The organism is Allorhizobium sp. Av2 (assembly GCF_021462805.2).
Taxonomy (GTDB): Bacteria; Pseudomonadota; Alphaproteobacteria; order Rhizobiales; family Rhizobiaceae; genus Allorhizobium; species Allorhizobium vitis_G.
Genome location: NZ_CP192701.1, coordinates 59,824 through 78,527, shown reverse-complemented (window position 1 = coordinate 78,527; position 18,704 = coordinate 59,824). Strand labels below are relative to the sequence as shown.

The 18,704-nt window shown below is 54.3% G+C and carries 26 protein-coding genes and 1 pseudogene; 13 read left to right on the top strand and 14 right to left on the bottom strand.

What is annotated here, in order from left to right; all coding sequences use genetic code 11:
- The first annotated feature begins 733 nt into the window (after positions 1 to 733).
- The 7 genes from FS819_RS29070 to FS819_RS29040 all read left to right on the top strand — a co-directional run bounded on the left by FS819_RS29070 (position 734) and on the right by FS819_RS29040 (position 3,562).
- The gene (locus FS819_RS29070) at positions 734 to 919 is read left to right on the top strand and encodes a hypothetical protein (RefSeq protein WP_234624980.1); all 186 of its coding nucleotides are present in this window, start codon (positions 734 to 736) and stop codon (positions 917 to 919) included.
- A 15-nt stretch (positions 920 to 934) separates the two neighbouring features.
- Positions 935 to 1,141 carry a hypothetical protein gene (locus tag FS819_RS29065; protein WP_234624981.1) on the top strand — a complete coding sequence of 69 codons (207 nt, stop codon included), beginning with the start codon at positions 935 to 937 and terminating at the stop codon, positions 1,139 to 1,141.
- Positions 1,142 to 1,156: 15 nt separating this feature from the next.
- Complete coding sequence (locus FS819_RS29060; RefSeq protein WP_234624982.1) at positions 1,157 to 1,525, top strand: hypothetical protein; 369 nt, start codon at positions 1,157 to 1,159, stop codon at positions 1,523 to 1,525.
- A 33-nt stretch (positions 1,526 to 1,558) separates the two neighbouring features.
- A complete protein-coding gene (locus FS819_RS29055; RefSeq protein ID WP_234624983.1) occupies positions 1,559 to 1,981 on the top strand; it encodes a thermonuclease family protein in 423 nt (140 codons plus the stop codon).
- Complete coding sequence (locus FS819_RS29050; protein WP_234624984.1) at positions 1,978 to 2,241, top strand: hypothetical protein; 264 nt, start codon at positions 1,978 to 1,980, stop codon at positions 2,239 to 2,241. The genes FS819_RS29055 and FS819_RS29050 overlap by 4 nt, the downstream gene beginning before the upstream one ends.
- A gap of 1 nt (position 2,242) precedes the next feature.
- A complete protein-coding gene (locus FS819_RS29045) occupies positions 2,243 to 3,277 on the top strand; it encodes a hypothetical protein (RefSeq protein ID WP_234624985.1) in 1,035 nt (344 codons plus the stop codon).
- 111 nt (positions 3,278 to 3,388) lie between these two features.
- Positions 3,389 to 3,562, top strand: coding sequence for a hypothetical protein (locus tag FS819_RS29040; protein WP_234624986.1), 174 nt, complete (start codon positions 3,389 to 3,391; stop codon positions 3,560 to 3,562).
- Between the two features lie 41 nt (positions 3,563 to 3,603).
- Here the strand turns inward: FS819_RS29040 and FS819_RS29035 are convergent, their stop codons facing one another.
- The 4 genes from FS819_RS29035 to FS819_RS29020 form a co-directional block, all read right to left on the bottom strand.
- Positions 3,604 to 4,035, bottom strand: coding sequence for a helix-turn-helix domain-containing protein (locus FS819_RS29035; protein WP_234624987.1), 432 nt, complete (start codon positions 4,033 to 4,035; stop codon positions 3,604 to 3,606).
- A 69-nt stretch (positions 4,036 to 4,104) separates the two neighbouring features.
- Positions 4,105 to 5,040 carry a hypothetical protein gene (locus FS819_RS29030; protein WP_234624988.1) on the bottom strand — a complete coding sequence of 312 codons (936 nt, stop codon included), beginning with the start codon at positions 5,038 to 5,040 and terminating at the stop codon, positions 4,105 to 4,107.
- 9 nt (positions 5,041 to 5,049) lie between these two features.
- Entirely contained in the window at positions 5,050 to 5,307 is a 258-nt protein-coding gene (locus FS819_RS29025; RefSeq protein WP_234624989.1) for a hypothetical protein, read from the bottom strand.
- A gap of 2 nt (positions 5,308 to 5,309) precedes the next feature.
- Complete coding sequence (locus tag FS819_RS29020) at positions 5,310 to 5,858, bottom strand: PH domain-containing protein (protein ID WP_234624990.1); 549 nt, start codon at positions 5,856 to 5,858, stop codon at positions 5,310 to 5,312.
- An 87-nt stretch (positions 5,859 to 5,945) separates the two neighbouring features.
- Here FS819_RS29020 and FS819_RS29015 point away from each other — a divergent pair, with 87 nt between their 5' ends.
- The 5 genes from FS819_RS29015 (at position 5,946) to FS819_RS28995 (ending at position 10,229) form a co-directional block, all read left to right on the top strand.
- Complete coding sequence (locus FS819_RS29015) at positions 5,946 to 6,338, top strand: helix-turn-helix domain-containing protein (RefSeq protein ID WP_498724838.1); 393 nt, start codon at positions 5,946 to 5,948, stop codon at positions 6,336 to 6,338.
- Positions 6,338 to 7,639, top strand: a complete 1,302-nt coding sequence (locus FS819_RS29010) for a type II toxin-antitoxin system HipA family toxin (RefSeq protein WP_234624992.1) — start codon at positions 6,338 to 6,340, stop codon at positions 7,637 to 7,639. The genes FS819_RS29015 and FS819_RS29010 overlap by 1 nt, the downstream gene beginning before the upstream one ends.
- Positions 7,640 to 7,915: 276 nt before the next feature.
- Positions 7,916 to 9,223, top strand: coding sequence for a telomere resolvase (locus FS819_RS29005; RefSeq protein ID WP_234624993.1), 1,308 nt, complete (start codon positions 7,916 to 7,918; stop codon positions 9,221 to 9,223).
- 425 nt (positions 9,224 to 9,648) lie between these two features.
- Positions 9,649 to 9,939, top strand: a complete 291-nt coding sequence (locus FS819_RS29000; RefSeq protein ID WP_234624994.1) for a hypothetical protein — start codon at positions 9,649 to 9,651, stop codon at positions 9,937 to 9,939.
- Between the two features lie 134 nt (positions 9,940 to 10,073).
- Positions 10,074 to 10,229: a hypothetical protein gene (locus tag FS819_RS28995; RefSeq protein ID WP_234624995.1), complete on the top strand. Its 156-nt coding sequence runs from the start codon at positions 10,074 to 10,076 to the stop codon at positions 10,227 to 10,229.
- 59 nt (positions 10,230 to 10,288) lie between these two features.
- Here the strand turns inward: FS819_RS28995 and FS819_RS28990 are convergent, their stop codons facing one another.
- From FS819_RS28990 to FS819_RS28945, 10 genes and pseudogenes are all read right to left on the bottom strand, one after another.
- Positions 10,289 to 10,534: a hypothetical protein gene (locus FS819_RS28990; protein ID WP_234624996.1), complete on the bottom strand. Its 246-nt coding sequence runs from the start codon at positions 10,532 to 10,534 to the stop codon at positions 10,289 to 10,291.
- Positions 10,535 to 10,615: 81 nt separating this feature from the next.
- Positions 10,616 to 10,900 carry a HigA family addiction module antitoxin gene (locus tag FS819_RS28985; RefSeq protein WP_234624997.1) on the bottom strand — a complete coding sequence of 95 codons (285 nt, stop codon included), beginning with the start codon at positions 10,898 to 10,900 and terminating at the stop codon, positions 10,616 to 10,618.
- 11 nt (positions 10,901 to 10,911) lie between these two features.
- Positions 10,912 to 11,190: a type II toxin-antitoxin system RelE/ParE family toxin gene (locus FS819_RS28980; protein ID WP_234624998.1), complete on the bottom strand. Its 279-nt coding sequence runs from the start codon at positions 11,188 to 11,190 to the stop codon at positions 10,912 to 10,914.
- 38 nt (positions 11,191 to 11,228) lie between these two features.
- Positions 11,229 to 12,506: a Y-family DNA polymerase gene (locus FS819_RS28975; protein ID WP_234624999.1), complete on the bottom strand. Its 1,278-nt coding sequence runs from the start codon at positions 12,504 to 12,506 to the stop codon at positions 11,229 to 11,231.
- Between the two features lie 4 nt (positions 12,507 to 12,510).
- Positions 12,511 to 12,951 (bottom strand): LexA family protein, encoded by a 441-nt coding sequence (locus FS819_RS28970; RefSeq protein ID WP_070150285.1) that lies wholly within the window; start codon positions 12,949 to 12,951, stop codon positions 12,511 to 12,513.
- Positions 12,952 to 13,069: 118 nt separating this feature from the next.
- Positions 13,070 to 13,324, bottom strand: a complete 255-nt coding sequence (locus FS819_RS28965; protein ID WP_234625000.1) for a hypothetical protein — start codon at positions 13,322 to 13,324, stop codon at positions 13,070 to 13,072.
- Positions 13,325 to 13,404: 80 nt separating this feature from the next.
- The gene (locus tag FS819_RS28960; protein WP_234625065.1) at positions 13,405 to 13,881 is read right to left on the bottom strand and encodes a DUF2269 family protein; all 477 of its coding nucleotides are present in this window, start codon (positions 13,879 to 13,881) and stop codon (positions 13,405 to 13,407) included.
- Positions 13,881 to 15,164 carry an SDR family oxidoreductase gene (locus tag FS819_RS28955; protein WP_234625001.1) on the bottom strand — a complete coding sequence of 428 codons (1,284 nt, stop codon included), beginning with the start codon at positions 15,162 to 15,164 and terminating at the stop codon, positions 13,881 to 13,883. Before FS819_RS28955 ends, FS819_RS28960 begins: the two co-directional genes overlap by 1 nt.
- Before the next feature lie 152 nt (positions 15,165 to 15,316).
- Complete coding sequence (locus FS819_RS28950) at positions 15,317 to 17,263, bottom strand: DUF4139 domain-containing protein (protein WP_234625002.1); 1,947 nt, start codon at positions 17,261 to 17,263, stop codon at positions 15,317 to 15,319.
- Positions 17,264 to 17,343: 80 nt separating this feature from the next.
- Positions 17,344 to 17,769, bottom strand: a pseudogene (locus FS819_RS28945) (L,D-transpeptidase); the annotation flags it as partial.
- A gap of 177 nt (positions 17,770 to 17,946) precedes the next feature.
- Between FS819_RS28945 and FS819_RS28940 the strand changes: the two are divergent.
- The gene (locus FS819_RS28940; RefSeq protein ID WP_498724835.1) at positions 17,947 to 18,696 is read left to right on the top strand and encodes an AcrVA2 family anti-CRISPR protein; all 750 of its coding nucleotides are present in this window, start codon (positions 17,947 to 17,949) and stop codon (positions 18,694 to 18,696) included.
- Positions 18,697 to 18,704 lie beyond the last annotated feature (8 nt).

Genomic DNA, 18,704 nt, shown 5'->3' with positions numbered 1-18,704 from the left:
GGATAGTATTATCTATGTGGCAACCGTCAAGGGGCACGGCACGCTCACAGGGTATATATTCTATACCATTTTATACTAATTCGGGGTATATCATACCTTATATACCCGCATTCTATAGCTAATACTACCAAATTGTACTATATTTATACTTATCTAAGCAAATCTATGCTACGTGGCAAAAATCATCTAAATTATCGCAAAATATGGATTATATATGCTTGTAAGTCATTGGGTTTGCGTGCTAGCATGGCTTCTATATGCGTCGCGCTAGCCGGTCAGCCTTCCCCTTGGGGTTGGCGGTCGCAGCTCAGCGCACACAAATTACAAAGCAACATATATTTCCTATTGCGTTTTCGTCCATATTGGCATATATTTCCCATGTAGAACGCAATATATATTCGCCGCAAACGGAGCGATCGCTGCATGTCTTGCCCACCTATCACGCTTTGCAACGTCCCTCAACGCAGGGCCTTCGACATCTCCCCATACATGCCTCTCATTCAGGATATCTGCGCTCTCGCCGCGATCGTCGCGTTCCTCGCAGCAACCTGCATCTGGATGCCAGAAATAGCCCCGCAACCCTTCCAGAAAGGCTGAAAAACATGGATGAAGAACACACCAACGCAGAAGAAACCCATGGGTGTCGCCCACCTCTGCCGCTCATGGAGCTTCGGAATCTATCTCTATCGCTGCACACGCAGCAGGCGCAGCCTGGCTTTCTGAGGACAGGACAATGAAGAAAAGTTACACAGTCGTTGAAAACGCGGGCTACGAGCGTGAGTGCGACGTACACACCGCCAACAGCCACGACAACGCTATCAAATGGCGGGATCGCTACTATGAGCCAGGGGAGATCGAAAGCCTCCATGTCGAGATCGCGTGCGACTTGCCGGATGGAAGCCGCACCTACGAATTCTGAACAACGGTGAGCATCATGTCAAAATTGAAAATCAGTACCGTGCAAACAGTCTCCCGCACTACCGCACAAGGCGATATTTATGAAGCAACTCGACCCGACAACGACAGCCCATGGGAGATCAACTTCCCAACAGGAAGCGAGCGCTTCCACGGAAGCCAAACGGAGGTGCTCGCTGAGATCGGTCGGGTCATTGCAATCCACTCAGCGTCTACTGATGATTGATACAGGAGTAAAATTGTGAAAACCGAAACATTCTACGATAACGGGGCGACCATTACGCTCAAGCACGATGACGAGGAGGGACTGATGTCGTCTGTTCTCATCGTAGATCCTAGCGGTGTCGAATTTGATATCCCCGTACCAAGATTAGATGAGCAAGGCGTTCCTAACTTCAAAGGACGGCCAGTTACGTTGGATGATCTCAGGGAACTGGCACTGCTTCGAACGACCTATGGGCCTATTCTGCAAAGCACATCTGAGAATGAACGAAGTGAGATGGCCGAGACAATGGGTTCCGACCTCGATGAAGAGGGGAATTACTTTGCGTGGCTTCGCCTTCTTAGGCAGGCAATCAACGAGGGCGTCTTTCGCCCGCACTCCGCCTAAATTTCAGCCGTACTACTTTCAAAGGACCAACCATTGTTCATCAGAACCGGAACCATCGCTGCCCTTGCAGCACTCTTCGCGTCGTCGGCCCCGGCCGCGCAGGATCAGTGGCCGATATGTGCCAGCGGCAAGCGCACAACCTGCATTGTCGATGGCGACACATTCTGGCGAGAGGGCATCAAGTACCGGATCTTAGGGTATGATGCGCCGGAGTCCGGAGATGGCGCTCGATGCGCTTCAGAAAGGGCGCTGGCAGATCGCGCAACGCGGCAACTCCAAAGCCTCATGACTGGCCCCGGCATCCAGTACGAAGCTCAAGGCAAAGATCGGTACGGTCGTGTCCTGACGCGGGTAGTGACGCAACAAGGCGATATTGCCGAACAGATGATCGAGCTTGGCCTTGGCCATGCCTACCAAGGCGGCTACCGTGATCGAAACCAATGGTGCCAATCATGAAGCAGAGTACGCCTGCGGAACCAGTAGAACCCACACTCGACGAGTTTACGATCCCGCACGTCGCCTTCGCAGCAGCGGAGCATTATGCCGTTCATCCGCAAAGCAACAAGGACGAGTTGATCAACCGTCTCAGGCAGGATGTCGAGACACGCTACGGGCGCGAGCGCGACAACACCGCAGGACATTCAGCGGCCTTGCAGGCTATTCAGGACGCGGACGCTCGTGGCCTCCTAGAAGCCGTGTACGGGCAAGGGGAGTGAGATGGAGACTGACGAAAATATCACGGCGCTGAACTACAGCGCTCATGCCATCGAAAGCATAAAAGAGACCCTGAAGCGTCTGCCGCCGCACTTCGGGCAGTCTAGGGATGCAATCCAAGCTGTTAGCGACATGCTGCGAAAGTCGGTCAAGTTTCTACTTCCGAACTGTGCAGAGCTGCTCGATCCCATGCACGTTTCCCAAGCGCACATCGATCTTCTGAAGCTGCCGTATCCAATCACGGCATTCGAAGCTCCATGGCAAAAGGTCGATGCGGTAGACGCGGGATACCTCGATCATTACAAGTCAACCAGACGCATTGCGTTGTGTTGGGAGCCTGACGCAACACCGCCGCACCTGGCGCACCTGAACATCGTTCTGGATCGCTTTCCGCAAGGTGGCGTCTTCGTTCTTCCAATCTCGTGGCTCGATCATATTGGCTTCTGGAACGTCGGGATCGGCGGCGCTTTCGTCCCTTACGAGAATACCTTGGCTGAAATCGATCAGGCGAAAGTCAGCCCGCTCAGCGCCAAGGCGATGGACGCCCTGAACAGCGCCGGTCTCCTTCCGAAGAAGGCCCGGCAATTCGCCGCCGAACCCTTCATCCTCCAATCGGAGCACTTCGAAGCCGTCATCGCCAACCATGGCCGCGACACAGGTTTCGCGAACATCATGAACGATAGCCGTGATGAAGCTCTTGCAGTCATCCAAGCGTGCGCAGTCCTAAACTGTGAGAATGTCGCTACATCGGAAGTCGAACCGCCCGCGAAGCTCAACAAGGCTCGCGTTGCCAAAGGCAAAGAACCATTTTTCTCGTACAAGGTCTTAGCGCTGGCCGCTGATCGCCCGGCAATGCGCGGCGAAGGAACCGGAGGCGGTTCACACGCCAGCCCACGCCTTCACCTTCGCAGGGGGCACCTCCGTCGCCTGCCAGAGAAAACCGTTTGGGTGAGAGCCGCCATGATCGGTGCGGCGAGCGAGACGGGGACCGTGACGAAAGACTATCGACTGGTGAAAAGCCAGAACAAGACATCCTGATCGAAAAGAAAATTTCTAACGGCGAATTGGCCGGTTTGTCCCTTGCAAGGAAGCAGGCGAGAATCTTTGTGCAGGCAAAAGAGAGCCTGCGGCTCAAACACGGAGATGAAAATGAGCACATCGACAGAAGCTACTATCCTCGCCATCATCGCATTTACTATAGGCCTACTGGCAACAGGCTCCCCAAAGATCGGGCTCGGCGCTGGTCGCATCGTCAAGCTCGGATATCGAGCTATGGCGGATTGGCTGGACGGTCTTTGCCGTCGCACCCACTGGCTTCCGTAAGCAAAAGGGAGGGGCGTTCGCGCCCCTTCGCCCCCCAAAACCTAAGCGGACTCGGGCTCGGAGTCGTCGCTTACGGCAACAGACTTCACGAGTGCTATGATTTTCTTTCTGAGAATTGGATCAGCGATTTTCGTGAACGCCCGATTCAGCGCTAACCCCTCTGGTGTCCCAAGGAAGGTTGTCACCAAGTTTGCTTCCGGTACAGCCTGCGCACCTCCCGTTTGATCGTTCTCAGCAGACGCAGGCATACCTTCGAAGAAATATGCGATTGGAACACTAAGGAAGCTGGCGATGTGCTGGAGGCGGCTGGCACCTACGCGGTTCGTGCCCTTCTCATATTTCTGCACCTGCTGAAACGTGATGCCAAGAGCATCGGCCAAGGTGGTTTGGCTCATACCCAACACCGTCCTCTGCAAGCGAATGCGTCGGCCAACATTGACATCGATGTCATTCGGTTTCTTCTTTTCTACCAATTTGTGTCGCCTTCCCGCGTTATTCTGGGCGCTCTGGATTCATACCACGTTGATCGCTGCTCCTTGGGTTCATAAGCGCGGCTTTGCCGATGCCGGCGCGCTGGTGGGGGATTGCAGCTCCTTCGTGATTGCCGCATCGAGCGCGACACGATGGCCGTAAAGGCGCTTCACGTCGTAAAGGCCGAATACCACCCAATCCAACTTGGCAGGTGAATCCCCGTTGAAACTTACGGTCATGATGCCGTCGCAGCTCTTATCATCAATGACGAGGTCATTGAACTTGTAGTCGAACGCTCCCTTGCCTTGATAAACCCACTCCGCCATTGCCGCACATGGCTCCTTGGCTTTGAGCGCTTTTACGGGCGTCCCATTCCTGGGCTCATACCCAGAGATAAAAGACCCGCAGTCGCCCGCTCCATTGCTGCAATTCGCATGTTGCCATCCCGTTTCGGGGAGAAGCTTTCCCCCTGCATAGAAATAAGCGACACTCGTGACGTGACCGGATGCATCTTTGTTGGTGATGGTTGGTCGGCCATATTTCTCCTCGACCGTTACGCGCATAGCTTCGGCGCTCATCATCTCTTCAGGGCCGAAGTACAGCGAGCGCTCGACACCCGCAGCGCGGCTCCCGTAAATCGGCGAGCTGAAATAGACGATCGGCCAATCGCCAGCTTTGCCCTTCCGATACAACGGGGGCTGTCCGCTATCAGCTCCACGCCTCAACTCGGACACAAAATCGATTTTCACCTGTGCGCCATTAGGACTGGCAACATTGCCCTGCATCCGAACATCAGCCACACCATTGTCGTCAGGAAATAGTTCTTTCAGCTTTGCCCTTACCTCGTCCTGGGTATCGCCAGGGCGGATGCCAAGAACGTCGAAATTGAGAGATCGATCGAAACGAGTATCTGCTGGAGTATCATCGACGGCAGGGAAATCCTGAGCTGATGCCAAAAACGGTAATGCGGCCACCAGTGTGACTGCTGCAAAAAACGTCTTCTTCAATTCTATCTCCTATCGTGCGGGTCCATCATGGCCGGTTTCAATTTCGCTTCTTGATGCCCTGTCTAGTTGCCTCGACTTATAAAATTCGGCCAAACACCAGAATATCACCGAGGCAATGCCGAACGGCAAAAATCGGGGTAGGAAGAGCCAGATTGCATCCCCGGCAAGACCAGAGTGCAATTTCTCAGGCAGGCCCTCTGCTGCGCCACCAAAGCCGGTGCCGTAGATGAAAGTACAAACTGCGATAGCTTTGATCAGGAAAATCACATTCAAATCCTCCCTGGTCTGCGCATTTCCATCACGCGGTTCTGGATTGAAGCCGGATCATCCAATCCGTACATCCGCAACAGAGAAGCGCCTCTCATATCAACCACCAAATCACCGGTTTTCAAGAAGCGTTGGAAAATCGACTGCTGTAAGTCGATACTCGCGATCTCCTGCAATGGAATTTTGGCCACCCGGCGACTAATGATTCCCTGCGAGAAGACGAGATATCCCTCCCCCAACGTTAATGTCGTATAGATCCATTGGAGATAGCCGATTACAAACCCAACCGTCATCAATCCTAGAATGATGAACGCACCAATATAGTAATACTGGCTGTAGAAATCTGAAAGGATCGGCCACAACGCTACGACTTGACCGATAATGATGAATACAACCATCAAAATGATCCAAGGAATAAGCTTTATCGCAAAAAACCACCAATGAAGTTTATGCACCTCGGGCGTATTTTCAGCGTCCATATCGTTGCCCATCCGCTCTAAACGTTGTGTTGTCGTTGTTTCTATTGCTCTCATCGGTGTGAAGTCAATCAACGTCCTTCCGGTGAGGACCGGCGATAATCATTCTAATGCGTCACAGATGTTGCATTATATGTCTGAATAGACTATCCATATTGCATTATGAAAAGCAGAACCCTCCCTTCTCTCAACGCTATTAACGGGCTAAAGAAGCTCGGAGCCGACATCAGTGCTGCTCGCAAACGGCGGAAGATTACGCAGCAGCGACTGGCAGACGGCGCTGGTGTTACCCTGCCGACCATTCGTCGACTTGAAAAAGGTGATCCCGGCGTTTCGCTCGCGACACTCGCGATGGTGCTCGTCGTCCTCGGAGAAGGAAAACGGCTGGCCAACCTTCTCGATGTCGGAGGTGACGACGTAGGACTGATGCTGGAAAACCAACAGCTTCCACAAAGAGTGCGCGGCCCTCGGCGGAAACCAGCCAGGGCGACAATCGACCAGGCGAGACCAGCGACTGTCCCACACCATGACGAAGATTTTGGAGAGGCATTCTGATGGCAAAAGCACTGCAAGTCTGTATCGGCAACAGTGGTATCCTTGTTGGCACTTTGCGGTTTGAAGCCCAAGGCAACCGCGAATTCAGCAGTTTCGAGTATGCAGATACCTGGATCGACAACCCTCGTGGATTTGCGATTGCGCCGTCAATGCCTCTCGATGGAGGCCAGTTTTTCTACAAGAAGGATGGCGATTATGTCTCACCGCTTCCGATGCCGATCGCAGACACCACCCCCGACTCCTGGGGTAGAAATATCATCCGCAGGGATGCTCGCGAGAACCGGAAAGATACCTCTCCCCTCAATGAGCTGGACTACCTGCTATCGGTCGATGATTTCAGCCGGCTAGGCGCGCTGCGCATCCGCGAGGAAGGTGATAATCAGCCGTTTCTTTCGAGCCAGCCTGGTGGTCGTCACGAGATCCCGCCCCTCCTTCAGCTCAATCAACTCGGGCAGTCGATCGCCAGCCTTGAGCGGGAAGACCCCCAAACCGCTGAAGCTCTCAAGCGTTTACGGCAAATCGGAAGCGCGTCGCTCGGGGGCGCACGGCCGAAATGCTCCGTTGTTGATACGGACGGGACGCTGCTCATCGCGAAATTCACCTCGATCAGAGACACGGAAAATGTCGAGCGTGCCGAAGTGCTGACACTCAATCTTGCACAACAGTGCGGTTTGAATGCACCGTCCGCTCGCCTCGATATGAGCGACGGCCTGCCCGTCGCGCTGATAAGGCGCTTTGACAGGACTTCTGCTGGCCGTCTCCCTTACATCTCGGCGCAAACCATGCTGGAAGCGGCCGACGCTACCTCTGGCACCTACACGCAGTTGGCCGAGGCGATAAGACAGCATTCCGACCAACCGAAGCGAGATCTATCCGAACTGTTCAATCGAGTAGGCTTCACAATCCTCGTCTCGAACGTAGATGACCATCTGAAAAACCATGGATTTCTATATGCCGGCAACGATCACTGGCGCCTGTCACATATCTTCGACGTAAACCCGGCACCGGAACGTCACCGCGAACTGAAAACAGCGATCTCAGAGATTTCCGGAAGCGAAGCGAGCCTAGACGCACTGATCGAGCACGCGCCTTTCTTCGATCTCACTGAGGACCAGGCCGTACAGAACATCCACGATATGGCTACGACGATCAATACCAATTGGGAACCGCTTGCCGAGCGCTTGGGAATGACCAGGGATGACATAAAAACCTACCGGCCCGCATTCGAACACCGCGAGATGACCAAGGCCCTCCAACTCGACCAACCGGGTCCGGGTCCGTCCTCCCACTTTGAGCCTTGAGACCCCCGATGATGCCCCGTAATTAATGGAAGCCGTGCCGGCCGTGTTTTACCACAGGCTTCGGCCTTCTCTTCAGCGCAATTTGGATAAGCGCGTTCAGGCCTGCGCCTGCTTCGCCCGGTTACACACGAACCGTGTCCTCGGCCCCATGAGCTGGAAAGCCAAGGTCTCGTAATGGCCGCTCAATAATACCCTTACATATATATTTTCGCAATATATACCATTGCATGACATGCATGGTTTATATATGTATGAGGCAACTCAAGGAGCGGATCAATGGTCAACACGAAAGCAAAAACTAAGGTCCCTGTGCTGACAGATCGCATCAACGATTTCGTCGGCCTTGTCGCGGCGACGAAGGATGCTAATGGCGATTTCGACGGGAAGGAAATCAGCGTGCTTTGGGACGCTGAGGTTCGGTACCACTTCGAAAATGGCCGCACGGAAAAGACGATCGAGCTATACATCAACAAATACCGGAAGGCGTTGAAAGAGGCCTTTGGGGATAAGAACACACCCGTTGCCATCTGCAACATGCGCAAGCTGCGCGACCGCTTAAAGAGCTATATTGCCGCTGCCGACCTCCCTCAATCAGGCGTCGCCGCGTCGATCGAGGAGCGCATCGAACGCGCCGAAGAGAATATTGTAGGTCGCAAGCCGACGCTACTATTGCAGATCTCCTCATTCATTGAGGCTCTTAACGATGTCAGCGACAAGGCAGGGATGCAGGCTCTTTGGCAAAGCGAGCTGAAAGTGCATGAGGGCAAGGCTCTCACCACGATCATATCTTATGTAACCAGATATCGGAATGCCATTCGTGAGGCGTTCGGTGAAGAACATCCTATGATGAAGATCGCTTCGGGCGATCCTGCAATGTATGATGAGGCCAGAAAGCGGAAGATGGCCACGATCGCCGTCAAGCATGGATCGCTCATCACCTTCGAAAATTACAAGGAGGTCGTGCGGATCTGCACCGACCTGCTGAAGTCTGATAAACCGATGGAAGTTGCCATAGGCCTGATCGGCACTACTGGCCGGCGTCCGTTTGAGGTGTTCACGCGCGCCGAGTTTTCTCCCGCACCCTACGCAAAAGGCGTCTCCAAATGGAGCGTCCTTTTCAAGGGCCAGGCGAAGACGAAAGAGCGTGAAGGTACCAAATTCGGGATGACCTACGAAATCCCGACACTGGCACCCGCAACGCTCGTCCTTGACGCCTATCAGCGGCTTCGCGCAAGCAGCCAAGGTAAACTGTGGCTACAGATGAAGCTCAACGACTTCAGCGACGACGCACGACTACCGCTGCGTGATGCTGTCATCGAACTGTTCGGAAAGCTGTGGCCGAAAGAAGAAGATCCCAAGCCCTATGGACTTCGGCACCTCTACGCGGAGGTAGCGTACCATAATTTTGCGCCTAAGACGGTATCGAAGAACAGCTATTTCGCCGCCATCCTCGGTCACAACAACAACGACTTGGAAACGTCACTCTCTTATATGACCTACACTCTTCCAGAGGAGGTCGGGGAATCGTTGGTGCGTGCTGAGCGAGTAGCAGACCGCACCACCCATCGCCTCGAAAGCCTGTAGTAAACGCATGGTTGGACCGCCCCGACTTTACCTGAGACCGTTTGGTCTAAGTTATGATTTGAAAATTCAAGAGCCATAAGAGTGAAAGGAAGAACTCAATGCACATAGAATCTATACCAGTCCTGCTTATCCTTATGCCACTGGGCATTATATCAGCCTACCTGTGGTATAGGCGTTCACTGGATAGCCAACATAAAATCAGGATATCAGGAGACGCTAAGCTTTTTGCATTTATCGGTATTGCTGTATCCCTATTATCACTTGCGGGATTCTATGTGATCTTTTTCGACAATAGCTCCATCCCCCTCAGTGCGCCCATTCTAATCGCAACTCTGGGGGCAGCACTTCTTTATTTTGCTCGGCGGATGCACTTTATCTCCAAACAATTATGATGATAGCGGATAGAGGCGAAATAAGGAGTGGCAATGGATGTAGCAACGCACGATGCAGTGGTCGAAAAACTGATCCGTGAAAAATTGGCAATCGAGGCCGATCTGCGGAAAGCGCGGCAGCGCGCCGACCGTATGAGTGCTTTTCTCGATCAGATTGGACTAAAGAGCAGCATGATTGGCGATGGATTTCCTTGGGAACACAACGTCGCGCAGCTTGCGACAGTACAGTTTGATGAAACCCGTTTGCAGAGTGACTTCCCCGACACGACGCGGGCGCAGATTCTCTTGTCAGCCAACCAAGTGCAACGACAGCTGCCCGAATAATTGGTTCCAGAAAAGCGCGTTTCGGCGTCTAATGAGGAAAAAACCATGAACGACAAAGAGACATTCATCCGAGAGAAAACAGAAGAGCTTGAAGAGCTGGCTATCTTGGAGCTTTTGCTGCGCTAGGAGGGCTTATGGTGGTAGGACTTTTGTGGAGCTTTATTGTAACAGAATATGATGACGAAGATCCTGATGTCTTAGAAACGCCAGAGATCGAGGACGAAAGCGAGGCCGCGCTGACGCGCCCAAAAGAGAGGCCCCAAGAGGAGCCTTTGCGCAGGGCGCTATAGGAAACGAAGGACCGAATTATGGCAAAAAATAACAGCGCGGCCATGGCCATCTGGACGTATCAGATACCTAAACAGTATTTGAACGCCGCTACTTCTTTTTCAAGTTCAACTTGAAGCTTGTCTCGCTCTTCGCCAGAAGCAAAAGCGAATGCTGGCTCCCAATCCATGAGAACCAAGAAGAAATCCTTCCTAAACTCTTCATAGCTAACTGTAATTTCTTCATGAGAGCCAATCTCAACAAGAGACACACTCTGGCCATCTGATTTTTTACAGACGAAGTCACGACCAAGCCCTTGGTAACGCATGAGTGTTTCCGCCCCATGCACGGACCTATATTGATCGAAACCGTCAGTCCAATTTGAATCAACCATAGTTTCAAAACCTTCTTATGCTGCTGGCTGTAACGGTTGCACTTGTGGCTGGTCCCTCTGCGCGGCCAAAGACAGCTCATAGTTGGACTGCAAATTCATCCAGAAGCGCGCGGTGCTGACACCAGCACGCTCCAAACGGATCGCCAAATCAGGACTAATCCCTGACTTTCCATTGATGATCCTCGAAAGAGTTGTGCGAGCGAGCCCAAGCCGATGTGCAGCGTCGGTCACTTCGATGCCGAGAGGCACCAAAACATCCTCACGCAGCAGCTCGCCCGGATGGGGGTGGTTCTTCATCATAATAAGCTCCATTAGTGATAATCCACATAATCGATCAGCTCAACGTCAGCGCCCACAAAGCGAAACGTCACGCGCCAATTGCCATTTACCCATACTGACCAATACCCCTTCATCTCGCCCTTTAAGGGGTGCAGCTTATAACCGGGGTGATTCAACTCAGTAGGTGCCGCCGCCGCATCCAAGGCCGCGAGGATGCGCGATAACTTGGGTGCGTGCGCGGCTTGAACGCCACGGGACGATCCTGTTTTATAAAGGGTCTCTAGTCCCTTATGACGAAAACCAATGATCATACATAAGGTGTAGCATGTAGCGCTACACGGCGCAACAATTATGCTTTTGCAACAGGCAAATCGGATAGCCGCGTCGTGTAGCGCGGCGATCTCATGTCGGCCTTGGTCGCAAAGGGCTGTTTAAAGCCCTCTGACGCGAGAATAAGGGTCTTCTTGCCCCATCGATCGTTCACTGCATCAAGAGCCGCTGACAGCCTTCCAGATCGCTCCTGTTCGTGTGCAAAAAGGTCAACGGGAGCAAGCTCGGCGGGGATAAGGTCGTCCAGTATGATCCCGGCCTTGGTATAAGCGAAACCGTTCCCTGCCGGATCGCCCTTCCAAGCTCTGGCGGCGCAGGCAAGTGCGGTGCCGACGAGCGAGGTTGTCGCGTTTGACGGTGGGGAAAGGCGAGCTGTCCTCGATCCGCTGTCGCGGGCCGATCCGTTGTGCGGGTTTGTGTGAAAGAAAACCTGCATATGGCTGGCGACGAGGCCGTGATTGCGAAGCTTCTCGGCCGCTCTGGTCGCATGGGCGGTGATCGCCTGCTGCAAGACGGCGAGAGATGTCATGGGACTGCCAGCGGATCTTGTGACGGCCATTCCTTTACGGGTTGGCTCGATGTCCTGAATGTCGATGCAACGCAGCCCGTTCAACTCGGACACGGTGCGCTCAAGCACGACTGTTCCGATCTTTCGAGCGAGCGGAAGGGGCATGTCGCGCAACTGCGAGACGGTGTGAATTCCGATCTCTCGAAGCTTGGCGGTCGTTCTCGATCCCACGCCCCACACTTCCGAAACATCGGTGCGAGCCATGCAATAGCCCGCGATCTCCGTGTTCATCAGGTCCGCGACACCATTGAAGACCGGGTTTTTCTTCGCAATGAAATTCGCGAACTTCGCGAGCGTCTTTGTCGGCCCGATCCCAATGCAGGTTGGGATTCCTGTATTCTGGCGGACGGTTTCCCTCATCTCGGTCGCATGATCGAGCATTCGTCCACCGAAGCCAGAAAGATCAACGAAAGTCTCGTCTATCGAGTAAACTTCTGTTCTCGGGGAAAAGTCGGCGATCGTCGCCGCCACTCTGCGGCTAATGTCGCCATAAAGCGTATAGTTCGATGAAAAGAGACGAATGCCGTGCTCTTTCGTCTTCTGCTTAAAATGGTGCGCGGGCTCCCCCATCCCGATGCCAAGGGCCTTTGCTTCATTCGATCTCGCGACGGCGCAGCCATCGTTATTTGACAGGACAACCACGGGCTTGTCGCGCAAGCGCGGGTCGAAAAGCCGCTCGCAAGAAACATAAAAATTATTGCAGTCGATCAGCGCTATCGGTTCAGCCATAGCTTCAATCGACTGGATAGCGACGGGCGATGCCCGCGACGATGCCGAATATTTCAGTGGTTTCGAGCACGGCGAGCGGCGGGTAGCGTTCGTCGGAACGCGCCTCAAGCCACATTCGACCGTCGCGCTGTGTCAGCACCTTCAGGAGCATGTCGCCGTTGTGGTAGGCAAGGACCGTTCGTCCTGGCTTCACCTTTCCTGCCCGATCAATGGCGACGAAATCGCCATCAAGGATGCCTGCGCGACACAGGGAGTTGCCACTCACGCGATACCAGAATGTCGCGTGTTCGTGTCGTACCATCCAAGCTATGAGGTCTATCGGATCTTCTAAGTCATCGCCTGCCGGTGACGGGAACCCGGCTGAAATCCGCAATCCAGCAGTCTTAATCTCGCGAACGATATAATCGACGGAAACAGGCTCAATGGCCGAAAAATTGGTTTTCATAGAAAGCCTCGGCATTGCTGGCTGTTATATTCGTTCCTATTATGTTCTCATGTTCAATTGAGTCAACTCAGATTCGTCGGATCTTCGACGGAGGGGTGATCGAACGGTTAAAATGCCTTCAAAAGAGCTCTGGCTCTCTATTTCGCCTCGCGAAACAGTTCATAACTGAATTACAGACCCCTTTTGCAAGCCATGCGCCGTGTGAAAGCACAGCAACAATAAGTAGGATACCCCACCATGCGCCGCCTGACATGCCAAAAATAGCGATCACGGCTAAGGTTGTAACCCCGAGTGTCGGCAGCGTAGAAAGCATTGCCAATAGGGATCTTTTGACCAATTCTATAAAGCGCGCATCCGACTCTTTCTTATTCACAACCAATCTCCTCTACATGGGCCTTTTTTATACCTCAAGAGACTATTCTCTGCAACAATTCCGCCATCGCGCGGCAGCTTCTAGAACGATATGTCGGGTTTCGTGAGCATCAACCACATGATGGCCAGGACGGCAAAAAACGCAGGGAAGCCGCAGGCAAACCAGATACGATAGAGTCGATACCATTGCGCCGGTAGCGGCTCCCCCAAGGAAGCTGCTGACCTTGCGAGATCGCGCAGGCGGATCTGTATCCAGACGACAGGAAGCCAGAATAGTCCCGTGAACACATAGAGCGCGAGCGACAGAGCTATCCAGCCTTCAGTCAGCGACCAGCCGATACTATCCGCGAGGAGGTATCCGGTGATTGGCTGAACAATGGCAGCAGTGGCCGTAAACAGCGTGTCGGCTATGACCACGGTCCCCGATACATGCGCAATGAGCGCCGGATTATCGGTTTGTCGTACCATGACCATGAAGAAGGCTATGCCAGCGCCGGTCCCGAACAAGACCGTCGCCCCGACGACATGCGCAAGACGCAGCCACTCTGTGAGATCCATCATCTCTCATCCAACGTTGCCAGCGCCACAAAGCAAAGCGCAATTGACGGAAGCACTTTCACCAGAGGCCCGAGAGGATCAAGCCATAGACTTGGCTCCAAGATCGTTCCGCCAGCGAGATAGGACGCAGAGACGATCAGCATTCCGATCATCGCCTTTTGGGCGAAAGGCCGCATCAGCACAAACAAGCCCAACGCCACATCGAGCGCACAAGTCGCGAGGGTGACACCCATTGCCATTGCGGGTGACATGAAGGGGAGGAAGTGCGTTGCGGCGCGAGAAGGGTTCGCGAGCGGAACGAGGCCCGACAACAGCCAGAACGCTGCAAGGGTAACGACGGCGACAGGCTTCAGGAGGTACAGCCGGGCAAACCAAAGATCCTGAACGCCTGAAGGGTGAGCGTCCAACGTCTGTTGAGCCGTGCGAGCCAATGCAGGCGCCTGCACAGACTGACGGATCGTTACCCCCGCCTCCATCACCTTCATTGCCGTTGAGCGCAGCGGCGAGCGCCAGCCAAGCTGCCCCGCAATGTCGGCCAGATAGGTGACGATCCTGCCTGCGGCAGAAGGAACGGCGACAATCTTCGCAGGCGCGAGCCCAAGCCATTGCCGGTGCAGTTGCACCAGCTCGCCCAAGGTCATTTGCTCTTCCGCAGCAAGATAGATGTCAGCGCCAGACGGAAGGCGACCATTCACAGCCATCGCCACCGCCTCTGCAACATCATCGACAGCTACAGTCTGGACCTTGCTACCGGCGTGAATGAGGGGAAGGGCGAAAGGCATACTGGCAAGAGCACGCAACAACGCGCTTCCGCCATGAGCATTGCGGCCAAGCACGAGCGCAGGCCGCAGGATAACGTATTCCAGCTCACTCGCGGCCAAAGCCTCATCAGCTCGACGCTTTGTCGCTAAAAATGGAAGTGTGCCGGCACCGCCGTCTGTACGGGCAGATATCTGGATTATGCGCCCCACGCCTGCCAATGACGCCGCCTTATACAGCGCCGCCATGGCCCGGTCCTGCGATGCAGCCAGGTCATCGGCCAATCCGTCTTGCAGAGCACCAGCGCAATTGACGATGGCCTGTTTGCCGTCGATCAAATCCCGCCACGTTTCGGCGCTTGCCATAGCGGCTAGGTCGCCTGCTACCCATTCTACCGACGCCCGCTTATGCTTCGCTCGCTCCACGTGCCGCCCGAAACCGGTCACATGATGCCCGTCTGCGATAAGCCGGGTTACTACTGAGGTGCCTATAAAGCCGTTCGCTCCGAGAACTAGAATTCTCATCAAACGCAGGCACCTGACCGCAGCTCCGCGTTAAAGGCGACGATCGATTCGTCTTTGTTCATCCATACGCCTCTATTCTTCACGCTGCCTCTCTTGACGCCGCAAGTCCTCTGCCCGGGCGCGCTCCCGCGCCGTAGCTTTGGCGATGCCTGTCAGAACGTCCTAATGATATTGCCAACCTTCTCGGTGAAGTCGTCCAGAACCTTTCGCTGCTCGATCCGCTGACCTTCGATAGAGCCAAGCTTGTCTTCCAGCACATTGAGTTGCTTGTCGAAGCGGTTTTTTGTATCGCCGTCGCCGACAGCTTGCAGATTTTCGCGGACCCGAGCCTGCTCTTCTGTCGCCCGGCTGTAGTCCTGATCTAGCACTTGCAGTTTTACCTGCGCGTCATTCTGGCTCCGTCGTGCATTTGCAAGTTCAGCAAGCTTTGCCTTCGTCTCGGTATCCGCTGCTGCATCCTGCCAAGCTACCAGAGTGAAGGCGTCCGCATCGATGAGTGAGATGGTTTCGTCGTTGACCAACTCGAACCGAGTTTCGACAGTCTTGATTTCACCGGCCTTCAGCTTGGCCTTGATGCGATAGTCGCTGACGGTAGCCTCGTCCTGCGCCTCTGCCTTGAATGTCCATCCGCTACGCTTTGGAACCTCTATCACGACAGTGCGCTCTCCGTCCTGAGCGCCTGTAATGGTATATGTCGCAGCCTCGACGGTTGATGACTTCGTGTGGATCATACCGTCGATCACTTTGAGGCTGACAATCTGCTGGCTGGTTTTTACAGATGCGTCGACATTCACCTTCTGGTCGACCGCAAAGCTCACGGACTGCTTTCCATCTCGCGGTAGGCCATTGATCTGAGCATCTCCGATATATCCGACCTTGTCGTCGTAAACGGTCATGATGCCCGGCGGCAGGCTAATCCCGGCGTTGTTTTCGATCAAAGCGGCAGCGACCGGATGGTTGCTTGCCATACCTGCCCGGTAGAGCGAGACCATTTCGGCCTTCACGCCTTGATCGATGATGGGAACGGACACCGTATCGCCATTCTTGATGTTGTAGGTGCCTTTAAGGGCGAACGTGGATGTCACATCCTGTTCGGCCGCGTTCGACTGCTGGCCTAGCGCCATTGCGAACGGAGCTGGAGCTGATGCCTCAAAATCCATTGCGTCAGCCATTGGCGCGGCCTCGACCCGGTTTGCTCCCTCCAAACTGCGCTTAGCCGCCATCATCGGCTTTGCCATCGCCTGTGGGAGGATCGCCGCTGCGGTGTCGATTGGCACTTCGGTGCGGTCACGCATGAAATGTTGATGGAGTGCCTGCTTGAGGGTGACCGGCTTGCCTGAAGAGAGTGTCACGCCTACGTTGGTCCAGTCCTCTCCCGATGCATTTTCGAACACGGCCCAAGCTTGCAGCCGAACTTCGCCTTCCTTGCTGGTCACCAGACGATATGACGTTTTCCAGATCGGTGCCGGAACCACGTAGGAAATATCGACGTTCCGCGCTGCCGAACCGTCCAGCTTCAAAGTCACAGTCCGCGCACCATCGGTGTTGCCTCTGGCAATAACATCCATGGCTGTCTTAAGCTTTGCTTTGACAATGGCATCGAGAATTTCGACCTTTGTCCCCGGCATTGCAGCCATGGCAATTTCGCCATCATCCGTCATCACGGATAGTTGCCAGGTCTTGGGCGTCTTTTCGCCTTCGCTGGCGGTCACGCCTAGAACAATACCTTCCTTGTCGCCTGCCTTGACCCGCGCTCCCTTGATAGCATCCAAAAGCTTTGGCATCGAGGACAGGTCCGAAGCCTTGAAGGGCAGCGTCCGGAAGGTCTCCTCAAGGGGATTTGGCCCCGCAAGCGACAGGCTCTTGACCCGCCCCATGTCGTCACGGACAACCAGGCTTTTCAGGACATCGTCAATCTGGTCGAGCGGGACCTCAATGGTGATTTCAGAATCTATGCCGACCTCAGCAGACCTGATGATTTCGGCAAGACCTCCGGACGACAGGGTTACAGATTTCACCGGACCATTGACGGCGGCGAAGGCTGTTGTTGAAACGAGTGTGAAGAAAAGGGCTGGAAGAACCCGTTTGGTAATCATCATGAAAGCTCCCCTGCTTGGACTATGGCGACGTAACAGACAGTTCCCGGCTGCTCATTCAAGCGGTATCACTGGTGGACAGTAACAACGGCAGGAAGGTTTGGGTTCTTTCGGCGCATTTCTGCCGTTGGCCGCCATTCTGGATGTTCCTTCTTCGACACCACACGGGTCGTCCCGAACCATTGCTTACCCTCTCTTCCGACAGCAATCGGGTAGGTGAACTGTTCACCTGAAGGCGTGGTGTAATAGAGGGTATGCTCGCTGGTGATGATCTCGATAGAGCCCCGACCACCTCTTGCGGACGGCTCGCGCGAGCCCGGCGCACCTTCCTCATACAGAGGCGCGCGATCATATCCCTGCGGATCAGAGTATGGATCGTTATATCGGTACTGGTCGCCTTCCCAATATTCGTTCGGGCCATCATAATTTCGCTCGTAATACTGCGCTGACGCGTGGAAAGGCAGCAGCAAATACAAAAAAGCCGCGACAGCGATGAACGCTAGTTTCATTTTTACTCCATATTGCGCGCAACCCGCGCAACGATTTACGCTAAATGTTGGTTTTTTTAGGTGTCCGTCCGGACTCTCACAAGAGGATAGCGCGATGAGCGGCAAATCTACCGAAAGCTTGTTCGTATGAGACTATATCAAGCCCTTGAGCACCTGCAGGAACGCCGCTTCAAAGCTATGGAGCCGTGGGAGCCGGGAGCGCTCGAGCAATTTGTCAGCCACCTTCAGAAGGCGGCTCCAACATGCGCCGAATTCTCGTTTAGCTTCCTCGATCCAGAGTCTGCCGACGATACCCTTCAGACGTTCACCGACTTTTCCAACGAGCTGTGGGACGCGGGCATTGCGCCTATCCCCCACGACAGTTTCTGGATCTCGTGGGATCAGAAGGTAAGCGCCGATGTGGTTCACATGGCCGCTTACTGTGAGCGAAATCTCGATGGCACAGGCAAGCCTGCCTCACTGTCTGTCCGCTCGATGTACGAGACAAAGCGGCGCGACGGCGTGATCTTCCTAAATCAGCATGGCTTCAAAGCCATTGGCGATCACAAGCATATCCTTGTCAGCGATGCTCAAAATCCATCAACTATGCACCTCACGGATCTGGGTTTCGAGGTTGCCGCCGCGCTGATCGGAGCACTCGCCACTCCCCAAGCAATCCGCCGCGACGAACCCGCCCCTGTAAAGCTCAACAAACAGCGCCTACAGAAGGGACGGGTGCCGATTGGCCCAATGGTCGTCATTGACATCAGAGCCAGCCAGCAAGCCGCTGCGGCCAAACGAGGCGAAGGCAGTTACACGGTGCGGCCGCACTGGCGACGTGGCCACATCCGCCATTTGGCTGACGGGAGATTGATCCCTATTCCGCCATGTTGCGTAAACATGGAAGCAGGCGTGCCCCTCAAACCAGAATATGTCATCAAGGCTTGACGCTATTA

What these genes read in the sequence shown, in the direction of transcription:
- FS819_RS29070 (WP_234624980.1), top strand. Translation starts at nt 734, where the DNA reads ATGAAGAAAAGTTACACAGTCGTTGAAAACGCGGGCTACGAGCGTGAG.
- FS819_RS29065 (WP_234624981.1), top strand. Translation starts at nt 935, where the DNA reads ATGTCAAAATTGAAAATCAGTACCGTGCAAACAGTCTCCCGCACTACC.
- FS819_RS29050 (WP_234624984.1), top strand. Translation starts at nt 1,978, where the DNA reads ATGAAGCAGAGTACGCCTGCGGAACCAGTAGAACCCACACTCGACGAG.
- FS819_RS29045 (WP_234624985.1), top strand. Translation starts at nt 2,243, where the DNA reads ATGGAGACTGACGAAAATATCACGGCGCTGAACTACAGCGCTCATGCC.
- FS819_RS29040 (WP_234624986.1), top strand. Translation starts at nt 3,389, where the DNA reads ATGAGCACATCGACAGAAGCTACTATCCTCGCCATCATCGCATTTACT.
- FS819_RS29015 (WP_498724838.1), top strand. Translation starts at nt 5,946, where the DNA reads ATGAAAAGCAGAACCCTCCCTTCTCTCAACGCTATTAACGGGCTAAAG.
- FS819_RS29010 (WP_234624992.1), top strand. Translation starts at nt 6,338, where the DNA reads ATGGCAAAAGCACTGCAAGTCTGTATCGGCAACAGTGGTATCCTTGTT.
- FS819_RS29005 (WP_234624993.1), top strand. Translation starts at nt 7,916, where the DNA reads ATGGTCAACACGAAAGCAAAAACTAAGGTCCCTGTGCTGACAGATCGC.
- FS819_RS29000 (WP_234624994.1), top strand. Translation starts at nt 9,649, where the DNA reads ATGGATGTAGCAACGCACGATGCAGTGGTCGAAAAACTGATCCGTGAA.
- FS819_RS28995 (WP_234624995.1), top strand. Translation starts at nt 10,074, where the DNA reads ATGGTGGTAGGACTTTTGTGGAGCTTTATTGTAACAGAATATGATGAC.
- FS819_RS28990 (WP_234624996.1), bottom strand. Translation starts at nt 10,534, where the DNA reads ATGCGTTACCAAGGGCTTGGTCGTGACTTCGTCTGTAAAAAATCAGAT.
- FS819_RS28985 (WP_234624997.1), bottom strand. Translation starts at nt 10,900, where the DNA reads ATGATGAAGAACCACCCCCATCCGGGCGAGCTGCTGCGTGAGGATGTT.
- FS819_RS28980 (WP_234624998.1), bottom strand. Translation starts at nt 11,190, where the DNA reads ATGATCATTGGTTTTCGTCATAAGGGACTAGAGACCCTTTATAAAACA.
- FS819_RS28975 (WP_234624999.1), bottom strand. Translation starts at nt 12,506, where the DNA reads ATGGCTGAACCGATAGCGCTGATCGACTGCAATAATTTTTATGTTTCT.
- FS819_RS28970 (WP_070150285.1), bottom strand. Translation starts at nt 12,951, where the DNA reads ATGAAAACCAATTTTTCGGCCATTGAGCCTGTTTCCGTCGATTATATC.
- FS819_RS28960 (WP_234625065.1), bottom strand. Translation starts at nt 13,881, where the DNA reads ATGGATCTCACAGAGTGGCTGCGTCTTGCGCATGTCGTCGGGGCGACG.
- FS819_RS28955 (WP_234625001.1), bottom strand. Translation starts at nt 15,164, where the DNA reads ATGAGAATTCTAGTTCTCGGAGCGAACGGCTTTATAGGCACCTCAGTA.
- FS819_RS28950 (WP_234625002.1), bottom strand. Translation starts at nt 17,263, where the DNA reads ATGATGATTACCAAACGGGTTCTTCCAGCCCTTTTCTTCACACTCGTT.
- FS819_RS28940 (WP_498724835.1), top strand. Translation starts at nt 17,947, where the DNA reads ATGGAGCCGTGGGAGCCGGGAGCGCTCGAGCAATTTGTCAGCCACCTT.